The 12,577-nt window shown below is 52.5% G+C and carries 10 protein-coding genes; 5 read left to right on the top strand and 5 right to left on the bottom strand.

Annotated features, from left to right (window positions below; translation table 11 throughout):
- The first annotated feature begins 6 nt into the window (after positions 1-6).
- Entirely contained in the window at positions 7-1,044 is a 1,038-nt protein-coding gene (locus BUA40_RS01955; protein WP_072797728.1) for a fibrobacter succinogenes major paralogous domain-containing protein, read from the top strand.
- Here BUA40_RS01955 and trmFO read toward each other — a convergent pair.
- Genes trmFO through BUA40_RS01975 form a run of 4 tightly spaced genes read right to left on the bottom strand, consistent with a single transcriptional unit; the run spans position 1,041 to position 4,777 of the window.
- A complete protein-coding gene (trmFO, locus tag BUA40_RS01960; protein WP_072797730.1) occupies positions 1,041-2,372 on the bottom strand; it encodes a methylenetetrahydrofolate--tRNA-(uracil(54)-C(5))-methyltransferase (FADH(2)-oxidizing) TrmFO in 1,332 nt (443 codons plus the stop codon). The genes BUA40_RS01955 and trmFO overlap by 4 nt on opposite strands.
- Positions 2,372-2,827: a hypothetical protein gene (locus tag BUA40_RS01965; protein ID WP_072797732.1), complete on the bottom strand. Its 456-nt coding sequence runs from the start codon at positions 2,825-2,827 to the stop codon at positions 2,372-2,374. The genes trmFO and BUA40_RS01965 overlap by 1 nt, the downstream gene beginning before the upstream one ends.
- Before the next feature lie 18 nt (positions 2,828-2,845).
- Positions 2,846-3,898, bottom strand: a complete 1,053-nt coding sequence (locus BUA40_RS01970) for an IMP cyclohydrolase (RefSeq protein ID WP_072797735.1) — start codon at positions 3,896-3,898, stop codon at positions 2,846-2,848.
- Positions 3,899-3,937: 39 nt separating this feature from the next.
- The gene (locus tag BUA40_RS01975) at positions 3,938-4,777 is read right to left on the bottom strand and encodes a NifU family protein (RefSeq protein ID WP_072797736.1); all 840 of its coding nucleotides are present in this window, start codon (positions 4,775-4,777) and stop codon (positions 3,938-3,940) included.
- 144 nt (positions 4,778-4,921) lie between these two features.
- Here BUA40_RS01975 and BUA40_RS01980 point away from each other — a divergent pair, with 144 nt between their 5' ends.
- Positions 4,922-5,755: a hypothetical protein gene (locus BUA40_RS01980; protein WP_072797737.1), complete on the top strand. Its 834-nt coding sequence runs from the start codon at positions 4,922-4,924 to the stop codon at positions 5,753-5,755.
- Positions 5,756-5,822: 67 nt separating this feature from the next.
- Here BUA40_RS01980 and glgC read toward each other — a convergent pair whose 3' ends face one another.
- Positions 5,823-7,073, bottom strand: a complete 1,251-nt coding sequence (gene glgC, locus BUA40_RS01985) for a glucose-1-phosphate adenylyltransferase (RefSeq protein WP_072797738.1) — start codon at positions 7,071-7,073, stop codon at positions 5,823-5,825.
- A gap of 270 nt (positions 7,074-7,343) precedes the next feature.
- On the opposite strand from glgC, the gene BUA40_RS01990 reads away from it, so the two are divergent.
- From BUA40_RS01990 to BUA40_RS02000, 3 genes are all read left to right on the top strand, one after another.
- Positions 7,344-9,203 (top strand): phosphoenolpyruvate carboxykinase (GTP), encoded by a 1,860-nt coding sequence (locus tag BUA40_RS01990; RefSeq protein ID WP_072797739.1) that lies wholly within the window; start codon positions 7,344-7,346, stop codon positions 9,201-9,203.
- A gap of 175 nt (positions 9,204-9,378) precedes the next feature.
- Positions 9,379-9,975, top strand: a complete 597-nt coding sequence (locus BUA40_RS01995) for a PadR family transcriptional regulator (RefSeq protein ID WP_072797740.1) — start codon at positions 9,379-9,381, stop codon at positions 9,973-9,975.
- Between the two features lie 53 nt (positions 9,976-10,028).
- Positions 10,029-12,548 (top strand): glycoside hydrolase family 94 protein, encoded by a 2,520-nt coding sequence (locus tag BUA40_RS02000; RefSeq protein WP_072797741.1) that lies wholly within the window; start codon positions 10,029-10,031, stop codon positions 12,546-12,548.
- Positions 12,549-12,577: the final 29 nt, after the last annotated feature.

Below are 12,577 nucleotides of genomic sequence, written 5' to 3' on the forward strand. Positions count from 1 at the left end.
GGATTTATGAATTTAGTCTACAAATCACTTATTGGTGTTAGCATTTTATCTCTTATTGCTTGTGGCGACGATAGTGCGTCATCTGCATCTAAAGATAGCGTCAAAAAGGGGCTTCCCTCTGAGGTTTCCTCGCCGGTTGATTTAGCCTATTACGAATGCGATGAAGAACTCGAGGGCGTTTCCGTATACGTAAAATCAGCCGAAATCGATTACGTTTGTAATGGCGACGGATGGTTTAGGGCCGATGACCCTGTAAGCGAAATCCGTTATTCCGAAATAAATGGCAATTCGAAGGATTCTGTAAAGACCGATTCTACAGAAGCGACGGATCCTGAAGAAGAACCGGATGTTTCCGAAAATACCTTCACGGATGCTCGCGATGGCCAAGTCTACAAAATGGTGAAAATCGGTTCGCAGGTCTGGATGGCGCAGAACTTGAATTACGATTATCAGGTGGATGGCGAAAGCTATGGCTCATATTGTTATACTCACATGGTATCCATGTGCAGTACGTACGGTCGTCTCTATACTTGGGCCGCGGCCATGGATAGCGCAGCTGTATTTAGCGAAGACGGCAAGGGTTGTGGCAATGATGCGGCTTGTTCTTTGCCTGAACGCGTGAGAGGGGTTTGTCCGGAAGGCTGGCACCTGCCGAGTGCTTTGGAATGGGATACCTTGTTGACCTTTGTCGGAAAAACCGCAGAAGGCTATTTAGCGCTTAAGTCGACAAGTGGCTGGAGTAATGGCCGCAATGGAACGGATTCCACAGGCTTTTCGATGAAACCGGCGGGTTATAGGGACACACAAAATGCGAATGATTCGTCTCCGTTTGCTAATAAAACTGCAGGTTTTGCTGGCGAAAAAGATGTCGCTCGTTTTTGGGTGTCTTCGGGACCCTATGATGATAACGAAATAGCTAAAAGCGATTTGCAGTTTGAAGTGAACTTCACGTCCGAAGAATGGGATGATGACGGTTTTGCTGATGAAGGTATTGGTTTTACTGCAAGGCGTTTTGCCTATTCGGTTCGTTGCGTAAAAGACTAGACCATCTTCCTATCGGCAATCCACTTTCGAACAGATTCTTCGGCGCGAGCCGCAAGAATCTCTTTTTTATTCTTCTTCTTGAGGCCTTCGTGGTGGGGGAGCAGCCCGAAGTTGAAATTCATCGGCTGGAAGTCCTCGTTTTCTTCCACGAGGCGGTTCATGAGCGAGCCGATACAACTCTCGTCGGGGAGCGGGTCGGCATGACCGTGCAGAATCGTCTGCGCCATGTTCCAGGCGGCGTACCAGCCGGTCGCAACAGCTTCGGTGTAGCCTTCGGAACCTGTAATCTGGCCTGCAAACCATGTAGGCGGAATGCCCTTGGCGCATTCAAGATCTGGACGCAGGCGGAGCGTCTTGTCCAGGAACTTGGGCGATTCAATAAAGGTGTTGCGGTGCATGCAGCCGAGGCGCGCAAATTTTGCGTTGCGCAAGGCCGGCACCATAGTGAAGATTTCTTTCTGCGTGCCCCACTTGAGGCGCGTTTGGAAACCCACCATGTTGAACAAAGTCTTTTGCTTGTTTTCGGCGCGGAGCTGAATAACGGCATACCACAAATGACCGTCGTTTCCAAGCCCAAGCCCTATCGGGCGCATGGGCCCGTGGCGTAACGTTTCGTAGCCACGACGCGCCATTTCTTCTACGGGCAAGCAGCCTTCGAACAGCTCGTTCTTTTCGAACGGGCGAGGTTCCGTGCTTTCGGCTTCGCAGAGCTTGCGCACGAATTCGGCGTAAGTTTCCTTGTCCAGCGGGCAGTTGATAAAGTCTGCCGTTTCGCCCTTTTCCCAGCGGTTGCGGTAAAAGGCGTGATTAAAGTCGATGCTGTCCGTTTCGATGACGGGAGCGATGGCATCGAAAAAGTGCAAACGGTTGCTGCCGAGACGCTTGAAAATGTCGTCGGCGAGCGCGTCACTAGCCAAGGGGCCTGCCGCTACAAGTGTGGGGCAGTCGCCTTCAAGGCTCGTAACTTCTTCGCGATGAAGTGTAATGTTCGGGGATTCCGCGATCTTTTTCTCGACTGATTCGCTGAAAATATCGCGGTTCACCGTCAGGGAATCGCCTGCAGGCACGGCTGCTTCGCGAGCAGAGTCCAGCAAAAAGCTTCCGAGCATGGTGAGTTCCTGCTTCAAAAGGCCATGGGCACTTGTGATCCCCAAAGCCTTAAAGCTGTTGGAACAAACTAATTGGGCCAGATGACCGTCCTTGTGGGCGGGCGTCGGCTTGACCGGACGCATTTCATACAAATCCACTTTAAAACCGCGGCTAGCAAGTTGCAAAGCCGCTTCGCATCCGGCGAGTCCACCACCGATTACACGTACGCGTTCATTCATCAGTTCATTATGGTCTTGCGATAGTTCTTCGCGTTACCAATCCAGAGCTTCACGAGCAGTTCTTCCAGCGAGGCCGATGTCACGAACTCGGGGTCGGCGTCTTGAATCTCGTCTGAAATCATATTTGCTTGCGTGGGGTTCAACATTCCGTAATAAAGCGCTTCCATGAGCTGTGACAGGAATTCCGGTGACACGCGTGCCACGTATTCCATGTCGTTCAGCGGAGGAAGCTGGCTTTTATCCGGGCTGAACTGGTCCAGGTTGTCCATGGTCCACAGATCAGCGGCCTTACCCATGTCGGCGGTCAGCGCAACGCTTTTAATAGCGGAACGGTATTCGTTCCACTCTTTGGCGGTCGTCTTGCCGGCTTTGCGAATCTTCTTCAGAAATCCAAGGACTGTGTAATACAGATCCTTTTCTCTCCGATTGATTTCTTTTTGAGACGTGGGCATCATAGGCAATCCTTAAGGATCTTAGTGACGGAAATGCCTCATGCCGGTGAATACCATGGCCACGTCGAGCTTGTTGCACGCGTCGATGGAGAGGTCGTCCTTCTTGGAGCCACCCGGCTGCACGATGTACTTCACGCCAGCCTTGGCTGCGGCTTCTACGTTGTCCGGGAACGGGAAGAAGGCGTCGGAGCCCATGACGACTTCGCCGAATACCTTCTGTTCCAGAGCCTTGAGACCGGCCTTGTCGATGCACTTGCCTTTTTCGTTGAAGAACTTCTGAGCTTCCTTCATGCGGGCAACGTTGTCGCGCACGCGGGGCTGGCAGAGGCGGAGGTTAGAGTCAATGCGGTTCGGCTGGCCGGGGCCGAGGCCGAGAACCTGGAAGTAGCCGCGGGCGTATTCGTAACCCATTACGATGGCGTTAGACTTGGTGTGCTTGGTAACAATCCAGGTGAAGCGGGCGAGGGCTTCCTTGTTCTTGGGGAACTTCTTCTTGGTGACGCATTCGAACTTCTCATAGACGTCCACGTCGCGGTCCTGGACGAGCATGCCGCCAATCACGTGCTTGTAAACCTTCATCTTGGTGGCCTTCTTGATTTCGCCCACTTCCAGGAGGCGGATGTCCTTGGACTTGTTCTTGAGAAATTCGAGAGCATCCTTTTCAAAAGCCGGAGCGAGGAGGATTTCTACGAAACGGCCCTTGAGGAGCATGGCAGTCTTCAGGTCAACCTTCTTGGTCACGGCGATCACAGAACCGAAGGCCGACACCGGGTCACCTGCCCAGGCGGCTTCGAAAGCCTTGTCGAGGGTCTTGCCGGTTGCAAGTCCGCAGGGGTTCATGTGCTTCACGATGACGACAGCGTTTTCTCCGGCGAATTCGCGGGCCATCTCGAGGGCGGCGTCTGCGTCGACGATGTTGTTGTAAGAAAGTTCCTTACCCCAGAGCTGCTTTGCGGTAGCGAGGCTTGCTTCGGTGCAGGTCGGGTCGCGGTAGAACACCGCAGACTGGTGGGAGTTTTCACCGTAGCGCATGGGAACGGGGTCAACAAATTTCAAGACGAGATCTTTGGACATAAGGTTTCCTTTGTTGTTTTCAAACTTTAATATAAAATTTTAGAAAAGGCTGGGGGGAGGATTGTTATCGTCTAATCCAGCCAAATTTCGGTCAGCATCAGACATTTCGTTCTGCTGAATGTTGTCGAGCGGGTCTTCGGGTTCCACAATCAGGTTGTAGTACACGTTGTTCTTGAGTTCGTCTTCGATATAGAAGAGCGTTCCGCCCATGGCAGAACCGCAACCGGCGCAGGCACCCTGGTAGCGGATTTTCAGGCGGTTGTCTTCGGTCAAATCGAGAATTTCAACGTCGCCACCGTCGCCCTGGAGCATACCGCGTACGGACTGGTGCAGCCAGGCTTCAACCTTTTCGATTTTCTGAATCTTGGTGAGGGCGTTCCATTCGGCGTCCGCTTCGGCACGGCCTTCGGCGGTTTGCGTGCGGTACTTGATGCGTTCCATCTTTTCGCGCACCAGAATGGCGGTTGCCTTCTTTTCGGGGTACACGTCGTAAACGCGCTTGATCAGCGTGTTCATCTGCTTGATTTCAGGAGCGTTTTCGGCAATGGCCGGTACGTCCGGCGTGTCGCGGAGCTCGAGTTCCAGACTTTCGGCGGTAATTGCGCAGGCTTCGTCGATGGTTGCCATCTGGATCTTTTTGCAGAAGGTGTCTGCAAGGGCGGTAAAAATCGGGCCGCCGTAGGTAAAGAATCTCGTTTCCAGAATCTTGTCGCATTCCGGATCAATCATCAAATAAACTTTAAGGCTAGCCTCTTTGACATCGACCAGGGCGAGGCCTTTTTCGTCGGCTTCGATTTGGAAGATGGCTCCACGGTATTTGGGGGCCTTGGCTAGTTCTTGTAACTTTTTCGATAAATTTGCGCACAGTTCTTCGCTCATATGCCCAAATTTAGAAAATTTAAGCCGTTTTGGAGTTCTTTTTAAGGTGTTGTTGGTGAGTTAAACAACAGATTTTCCTTTGCAAAAGGTCCTTTTTTCTTACGAAAAAATATTTTTCTCGTAGAATTCTCAAGGAGTGATAATATGAATTTCAAAAAATTTGGTCTTGCGGTTCTCGCCGCTTCCGTTTTCACTTTCATTGCTTGCGATGATTCCGCTTCGGCAAGCAGCGATGACGCCAAGGGCGATACCCCGCAGACGATCGTTTCTAGCGATTCGAATGCTGGTACCGACAATACCGCTGTCAGCTCTTCTAGCGAAGCAGGCGCTACGAATACGGAAACTCAGAATGCAGGTGGCGACAGCGAAACCAATCCGGGTACAGAAACTAATCCTGGCGCTGAAACGAATCCGGGAACGGATACGGAGCCTGCGGTCGCAAGTTCTTCGAGCGATGGCGGAGCCACTTTTACTCCGGATACAAGTTTCAATTACACGGATTACCTGAAGTGTGACGAAGAAGGCGCTACCCAGGAACAGTTCGGCATGACGCAGACTTGTAAGGATGGTCAGTGGACGGTGGACTCCACTGCAATCTTGGACATGATGAAGTGCGATGAAGAAGGTGCTACTCAGAACATGATGGGCATGGCAACGATGGTTTGCAAAAACGGCCAGTGGGAATATGATTCCACGGCAACTGCTGAAGCCAACAAGTGCACTGAAGAAGGTGCTACGAAGACTGAAACCATGATGGGCGCAATGGAAATGACCTATGTCTGCAAGGATGGTCAGTGGACTATCGATATGTCCAGCTTCGGCAACATGTTCGGCGGCGACAGCACCGGTGGCTTTAGCTTCGGTGATTTCGGCGGCGGTGATTTCGGTGGTGGCGACATCGACTGGAGCCAATTCGGCGGTGGAGACTTTGGTGGTGGCGCTGGCGAAATTCCTGAACAAACCCCTGGCTTAAAGTAATTTTCCTCACTCATAAAACCAAAGCCCCGACAATGTCGGGGCTTTTTGAATAGGTTTAGAAAGACGTTTATGCCTTAATAATGGTATCCTTTGCAAGAACCACGATTCCGGATTCGGTCACGTGGAAGAGCTTCTTGTCTCGTTCCAGGTCGTAGCCAATCTGGAAGCCGGCCGGAATGTGCAGACCCTTTTCGATGATGGCGCGGCGCACCTTGGCGCCAGGGCCAATCGTCACGTTCGGGAACAGTATCGATTCTTCGACCAGGGCGTCTTTCTGGATAGAAACACCGGGGGAGAGAATGCTCTTGACAACGGTACCGCCGCCAATGATACAGCCCGAAGACACGATGGAGTCGATGGCTGCACCCTGGTGGGCATTGCCGTCGCCAGCAAAGAATCTTGCAGGAGGCTGGTTCCAGTTGAAAGTACGGATCGGCCAGTAGTTGTTGTAAAGGTCAAACGGCGGGTTTTCGGAGCAAAGGTCCATGTTCGCTTCGAAGAAGGCGTCGAGCGTTCCCACATCGCGCCAGTAACCCTTGGTGCTGGCCTGTTCGCCGCGCACGATATTGGTGTTGAAGTCGTACACGTAAACGGGGTAGTCCTTGTACAGGCTCGGAATAATGTGCTTGCCGAAGTCGGTCGCGCCGTTTTCGGCACCCTTCAAGAGTTCACGCACCAGGAACTTGCTCGTAAAGATGTAGTTGCCCATGCTCGCAAGGCAGTAGCCGGGGTTGCCGGGCATTTCTTTGGGGTTCTTGGGCTTTTCTTCGAAACCGATCATACGGTTGTCGGCGTCCACTTCGATAATACCGAATTCAGAAGCTTCGGAAACCGGCACCGGAATGGCGGCAATGGTCAAAAGGGCGGCACGGCTCAGGTGGAAATCGATCATCTGGTTGATATCCATCTTGTAAATGTGGTCGCCACCGAAAATGGCCACGAGGTCCGGGCGTTCGTCGGTAATCAGGTTGATATTCTGGAAAATGGCGTCGGCGGTACCCTTGTACCAGTCATCACCAGTGCGCATCTGTGCAGGAACCAGGTCCACGTATTGGTCAAGACTTGCGTTCAGGTTCCAGGCTGCAGAAATGTGCTTGTTCAAGGAATCGCTCTTGAACTGCGTCAAAACCTTGATTTTGAAGATGCCGGAGTTGATAAAGTTGTTCAGCACAAAGTCGATAATGCGGTAGGTTCCGCCAAAATGGACGGCAGGCTTCGCGCGGTCGCGGGTGAGGGGCTGTAAACGGCTGCCTTGACCGCCGGCCATGATCATGCAAAGGATGTTTTTCTGGTGTTCTCTAGAATAAGACCAACTCATATAGCAATAACCTTATAATGAGGGCTAAAACGCCCTTTTCGTGTATACAAGCCTAATTTATGTAATTTTAGGCTAAATGAAAAGATTTTTACAAAAAAAATCGAATTTTTTTTGCACTTGTCTGTATAGGGCGGACTGCGTGTGGCGGATGGATGGGGTGATTTAGTTCAAAAAATTGCCAATGCCCCTGCAATTTGGACATTGTTTTTTGTAAATTTTACCGCGTTCGAAATTATCGAAACTTAACGTTAAACCAAACAGGAGCTCATAATGAGTCTTACCCTTAACGATATCAAGCACCCGAAGATCAGTACTTGGGTGAATGAAATGATTGCCATGTGCGAACCGGACAACGTCGTTGTCGTTGACGGCTCCAAGGAAGAATACGATGCCCTTATGCAGAAGTGCGTCAAGGCTGGCCTCGCCACGAAGCTCGCCAAGAAGGAAAACTGCTACCTGTTCCGTTCTCTCCCGTCTGACGTGGCCCGCGTCGAATCCCGTACCTTCATTTCCTCTGTGAAGGAAGAAGATGCAGGTCCGACCAACCACTGGATCGACCCGTCTGAACTCAAGCAGACGATGCGTAAGCTCTATAAGGGTTGTATGCATGGCCGTACCATGTACGTGATTCCGTTCTGCATGGGCCCGCTCGGCTCCCCGATTTCCAAGAACGGTATCGAAGTCACTGACTCCGAATACGTTGTTCTCAACATGGACATCATGACTCGCGCCGGTAAGAAGGTTCTCGACATCTTCAATGCAGACGTGAACGCTGAATTCGTTCCGTGCCTCCACTCCGTTGGTAAGCCGCTCCGCGAATGCGAAAGCGACAACGGCATCTGGCCCTGCGCTGACGTTGAATACAAGTACATCACTCAGTTCCCCGAAGAACGCCTCATTTGGTCCTACGGTTCGGGCTACGGTGGAAACGCTCTTCTCGGTAAGAAGTGCTTCGCTCTCCGTATCGCTACCGTTCTCGCTCGCGACGAAGGCTGGCTCGCTGAACACATGCTCATCCTCAAGCTCACCAACCCGAAGGGCGAAGTCAAGTACGTGACAGGCGCATTCCCGTCTGCTTGCGGTAAGACGAACCTCGCCATGCTCATCCCGACTATCCCGGGCTGGAAGGTCGAAACCATCGGTGACGACATTGCATGGATGAAGTTTGGTAAGGATGGCCGTCTCTATGCTATTAACCCGGAAGCCGGCTTCTTCGGCGTTGCTCCGGGCACCTCTGCAGAATCCAACAAGAACGCTCTTATCTCTGCAGAAAAGAACACCATTTACACCAACTGCGCCCTCACTGAAGACGGCGACATCTGGTGGGAAGGCATCGGCTACCCGGCTAAGGGCAAGCTCGTTGACTGGAAGGGCAAGACCCGTGACGCTCTCCCGAAGGACAAGGCTCCTAAGGGCGAAGAAATGGCTCACCCGAACGCTCGCTTCACCGCTCCGGCCAAGCAGTGCCCCTGCATCGCCAAGGAATGGGAAGATCCTGCTGGCGTGCCTATCGACGCTATCCTCTTCGGTGGCCGTCGTCCGTCTACTATTCCTCTGGTTCACCAGTCCCTCAGCTGGAACCACGGCGTGTTCCTTGGCTCCATCGTGGGTTCCGAAATCACGGCTGCCTCTACGATTGACGCCTCTCAGGTCGGTAAGATCCGTCGCGACCCGTTCGCCATCCTCCCGTTCTGCGGCTACAACATGGGTGACTATTTCAAGCACTGGATCGAAATCGGTAAGAAGTCTACCGAAGACAAGCTCCCGAAGATCTTCTACGTGAACTGGTTCCGTAAGGATGCCAACAACGAAAAGCTTCCGGGTGGCTTCATGTGGCCGGGTTACGGCGACAACAGCCGCGTGCTCGCTTGGATTTTCGACCGTTGCAACGGCGATAACTCCAACGTTGTTGAAACCGCTATCGGTTACATGCCGAAGACCCTCAACACTGACGGTCTCGCTGACTACTACAAGGAAACCCTCCCGGAAATCCTCAAGGTTGATGTGGAAGGCTGGAAGAAGGAACTCGCCGACGTTAAGGAAAATCACTATCCGAAGTTCGGCAAGCACCTCCCGAAGGAACTCTCTGACATCATCGACATGATCCAGGATCGTTTGAACAAGGCATAATAAGTTTCCTTAAGGAACTTTAAAATCCCTGCTACCATTCATGGTGGCGGGGATTTTTTTTCGTTATTTGAAAAATTATTGCCCCAAGCTTTCAATTTTTAGTTATATTCCAAGTTGGAATAGTCCAACAAGTGAATCTTAATGGATTTTTCTGGAATTAGAAGAAGGGTAATATATGAATCGTTATGACTTGGTACTTCTGGGACTGATCCTGGAGAAGCAACGCAGTGGTTACGACATCATTACCGAGGTTCGTAACCGCGAATTGGACCGCTGGGCGAACCTCAGCACCTCGACCGTTTACAACAGGCTAGCAACGCTAGAAAAACATGGCGACATTTCTGGTCAGAGCGTACGTGACGGAAACCGTCCTGAACGCGTGGTGTTCACGATTACCGAAAAGGGGCGCGACACCTTGCGCAAGGAAGTGCTTAAGCACTTGACTGGCTTTAACGATGACCCGAGAACGCTCGGCTTCGCTTTCCTTTTTGGTGCAGAGCAGAAAGAACTTATTCGATCACTTGAAGCGCATGAACGTCGCTTGGTGAAAGAGGTAGAACGCTTGGAACAGATGATTGCCGAAGAACCGCGCCCGACCCTTTTTGCAGAAGGCCCGTTCCTCAACTGCATGAGCCGCGACCACATTCTGGTGGAACTCAAGTATGTGCGCGCCGCTATCGGAATTTTGCGTGATCCGGTACGCAACAAGAAACTCGACGGCTACTTTTACATCAACTTTGGAAACCGCGATTTTGTGAATAAGAAAGACTAGTTTTTTTCTATATTTACACCCGGAATTTAACAACCCCCTCTTACGGAGAAACAATGGCTACAAAACAGACCAAGAAGAGCGCCCCGAAGGCCAAGAAGGTTACAGCTAAGGCTGCAGCTAAGTACGGCTACTTTGACGACGCCAAGAAAGAATACGTGCTCACCACGCCGGCAACCCCGATCAAGTGGTGCAACTATGTTGGTACTTTGAACTTTGGTGGTATCGTGGATACTACTGGCGGTACCCTCGTTTGCAAGGGCGACCCGGCCCTGAACCGTATCACCAAGTACATCGCCCAGATGCCTTGCTCTGACTTTAAGGCCAGCACCATCTATATCCGCGTGAAGAACGCCAAGGGTTACACCGTGTTCTCTCCGTTCGTGGTTCCGACTCTCACCAAGATGAAGAAGTGGGAATGCCACGTGGGTCTTTCTTACATGCGCTGGATCGCCGAATGCGAAGGCCTCCGTACGCAGGTGACGATTTTCGTTCCGACTGGCTCCAACACTCTCCTCCAGGACATCCAGGTCACGAACCTCGACAAGGCTTCCAAGGAAGTGGACATTATCCCGGTTTATGAATTCAGCCACTTCGAAGCTGAAAAGCAGCTCACCAACGCCGACTGGGTTCCGCAGACCATGACCCTCAAGGGCCACTGGGAAAAGGACGGCCACGTGGTGCTCGAACAGTACGCTTACATGAAGCGTGACTTCGCCGTGAACTACGTGACTGCTAACTGCAAGGTCGGTAGCTTCGATGGCGACCGCCGCGTGTTCCTCGGCGCAAACGAAATGGGTTCCTGGGCCGCTCCGCTCAGCCTCGCCAACAAAGAACTTTCCAACAGCGAATGCGATCGTGGCGACAACATTGCCGCTCTCATGATCCACGCTGGCAAGATTGCCGCCGGCAAGACCTTCCGCACCTGCACCCAGCTCGGTCAGGAACAGAGCCTGAAGGTTGCCTCCAAGGCAATCGCCAAGTACCGCGACTTGAAAAACGTCGACAAGGCTTTCGACGAACTCGCCAAGTTCTGGGAAAAGTACCTCTCTACGATCCAGGTGCAGACTCCGGATGCAGCGTTCAACTCCATGGTGAACGTGCACAACCCGCGTCAGTGCCACACCACCAAGAACTGGAGCCGCTACCTGTCCCTGTATCAGCTGGGCTACGGCACCAGCCGCGGTATCGGTTACCGTGACTCCAGCCAGGACCTTATGGGCGTGATGAGCCACATGCCGGAAGAAGCATTGGAACTCGCTCTGAACCTGCTCTCTGTGCAGCGTCCGGAAGGTAACGCTATGCACCAGTACGCTCCGCTTGCTCTTGCTGAAGACAACGGCAACGAAGCTAACGCCGGTGACTCCCGCGAAAAGAAGGGCGTGCTCGACGAAAACGGCAACCCGGCTTACGCTGATTGGTACGGCGACGACCACCTGTGGATCGTTCTCACTATTGCAAACTACCTCAAGGAAACCGGCAAGATGGACCTCCTCAAGAAGGAAGTTCCGTTCTACGAAGCCGGCAAGAAGCGCGCTCAGCGTGAAAAGGGCACTGTGCTCGAACACCTCAAGCGTTCTCTCAACTTTACCCGTACTCACCTCGGTAAGCACGGTTTGCCGCTCCTCGGCTTTGCCGACTGGAACGACTGCATGAACCTCCCGCTCGGTGCAGAATCCTCCTTCAACACGGGCCTCTATGCTAAGGCTCTCCTTGAAATGATGGACATCTGCGAAGCTCTCGGCGACACCAAGTCTGTCGAAATGTACAAGGGCTGGTACGAAGACGTGAAGAAGGCCTTCAATGACAGCGCTTGGGACGGCAAGTGGTGGGTCCGCTGGTTCGACAAGCAGGGCAACGCCTACGGCACCAACAAGGCCAAGTACGGCAAGATTTACTGCAACAGCCAGTCCTGGTCTGTGATTTCTGGCATTGCTACTGGCGATCGTGCCGTGATGGGCATGGACAGCTTGAACAAGCTCCTCAACACCGCCAACGGCGTGAAGAGCTCTACTCCGGGCTACCGCGGCTTCGACCCGAACGTGGGTGGCATTTCTACCTATCCTCCTGGAGCCAAGGAAAACGGCGGTATCTTCCTCCACACCAACCCGTGGGTGATGATTGCCGAAACGATTCTCGGCCGTGGCGACAAGGCCTTCCAGTATTACAGCCAAATTAACCCGGCTGCCAAGAACACCAAGCTCGACGAGTTCGAATCTGAACCGTATTGCTATCCGCAGAACATCCTCGGTGACGAACACAAGCAGTTCGGTATGGGCCGTAACGCATGGCTCTCCGGCACCAGCTCCTGGACTTACCAGGCTGCAACGCAGTTCATCATCGGTGTCCGCGCAAGCTTCAAGGGCCTCATCGTGAATCCTTGCATCCCGAGCACTTGGGACGGCTTCAAGGTGACCCGTAAGTTCCGCGGTGCTACCTACGAAATCGAAGTGGAGAACCCGAAGCACGTGTGCAAGGGTGTCGCCGAGATGATCGTGGACGGCAAGAAGATTGACGCCGACGTCGCTCCCATTTTCACCAAGGGTACTCATAAAGTAGTGGTTACCCTCGGTTAATTTGAATTAGAATTTAAGTTCTAATCCAA

The sequence above is a fragment of the Fibrobacter sp. UWT2 genome (genome assembly GCF_900142545.1).
Classification (GTDB): domain Bacteria; phylum Fibrobacterota; class Fibrobacteria; order Fibrobacterales; family Fibrobacteraceae; genus Fibrobacter.

Bases quoted from the DNA above. Each gene is read 5' to 3' on its own strand.
- BUA40_RS01955 (WP_072797728.1), top strand. From the start codon at position 7: ATGAATTTAGTCTACAAATCACTTATTGGTGTTAGCATTTTATCTCTT.
- trmFO (WP_072797730.1), bottom strand. From the start codon at position 2,372: ATGAATGAACGCGTACGTGTAATCGGTGGTGGACTCGCCGGATGCGAA.
- BUA40_RS01965 (WP_072797732.1), bottom strand. From the start codon at position 2,827: ATGATGCCCACGTCTCAAAAAGAAATCAATCGGAGAGAAAAGGATCTG.
- BUA40_RS01970 (WP_072797735.1), bottom strand. From the start codon at position 3,898: ATGTCCAAAGATCTCGTCTTGAAATTTGTTGACCCCGTTCCCATGCGC.
- BUA40_RS01975 (WP_072797736.1), bottom strand. From the start codon at position 4,777: ATGAGCGAAGAACTGTGCGCAAATTTATCGAAAAAGTTACAAGAACTA.
- BUA40_RS01980 (WP_072797737.1), top strand. From the start codon at position 4,922: ATGAATTTCAAAAAATTTGGTCTTGCGGTTCTCGCCGCTTCCGTTTTC.
- glgC (WP_072797738.1), bottom strand. From the start codon at position 7,073: ATGAGTTGGTCTTATTCTAGAGAACACCAGAAAAACATCCTTTGCATG.
- BUA40_RS01990 (WP_072797739.1), top strand. From the start codon at position 7,344: ATGAGTCTTACCCTTAACGATATCAAGCACCCGAAGATCAGTACTTGG.
- BUA40_RS01995 (WP_072797740.1), top strand. From the start codon at position 9,379: ATGAATCGTTATGACTTGGTACTTCTGGGACTGATCCTGGAGAAGCAA.
- BUA40_RS02000 (WP_072797741.1), top strand. From the start codon at position 10,029: ATGGCTACAAAACAGACCAAGAAGAGCGCCCCGAAGGCCAAGAAGGTT.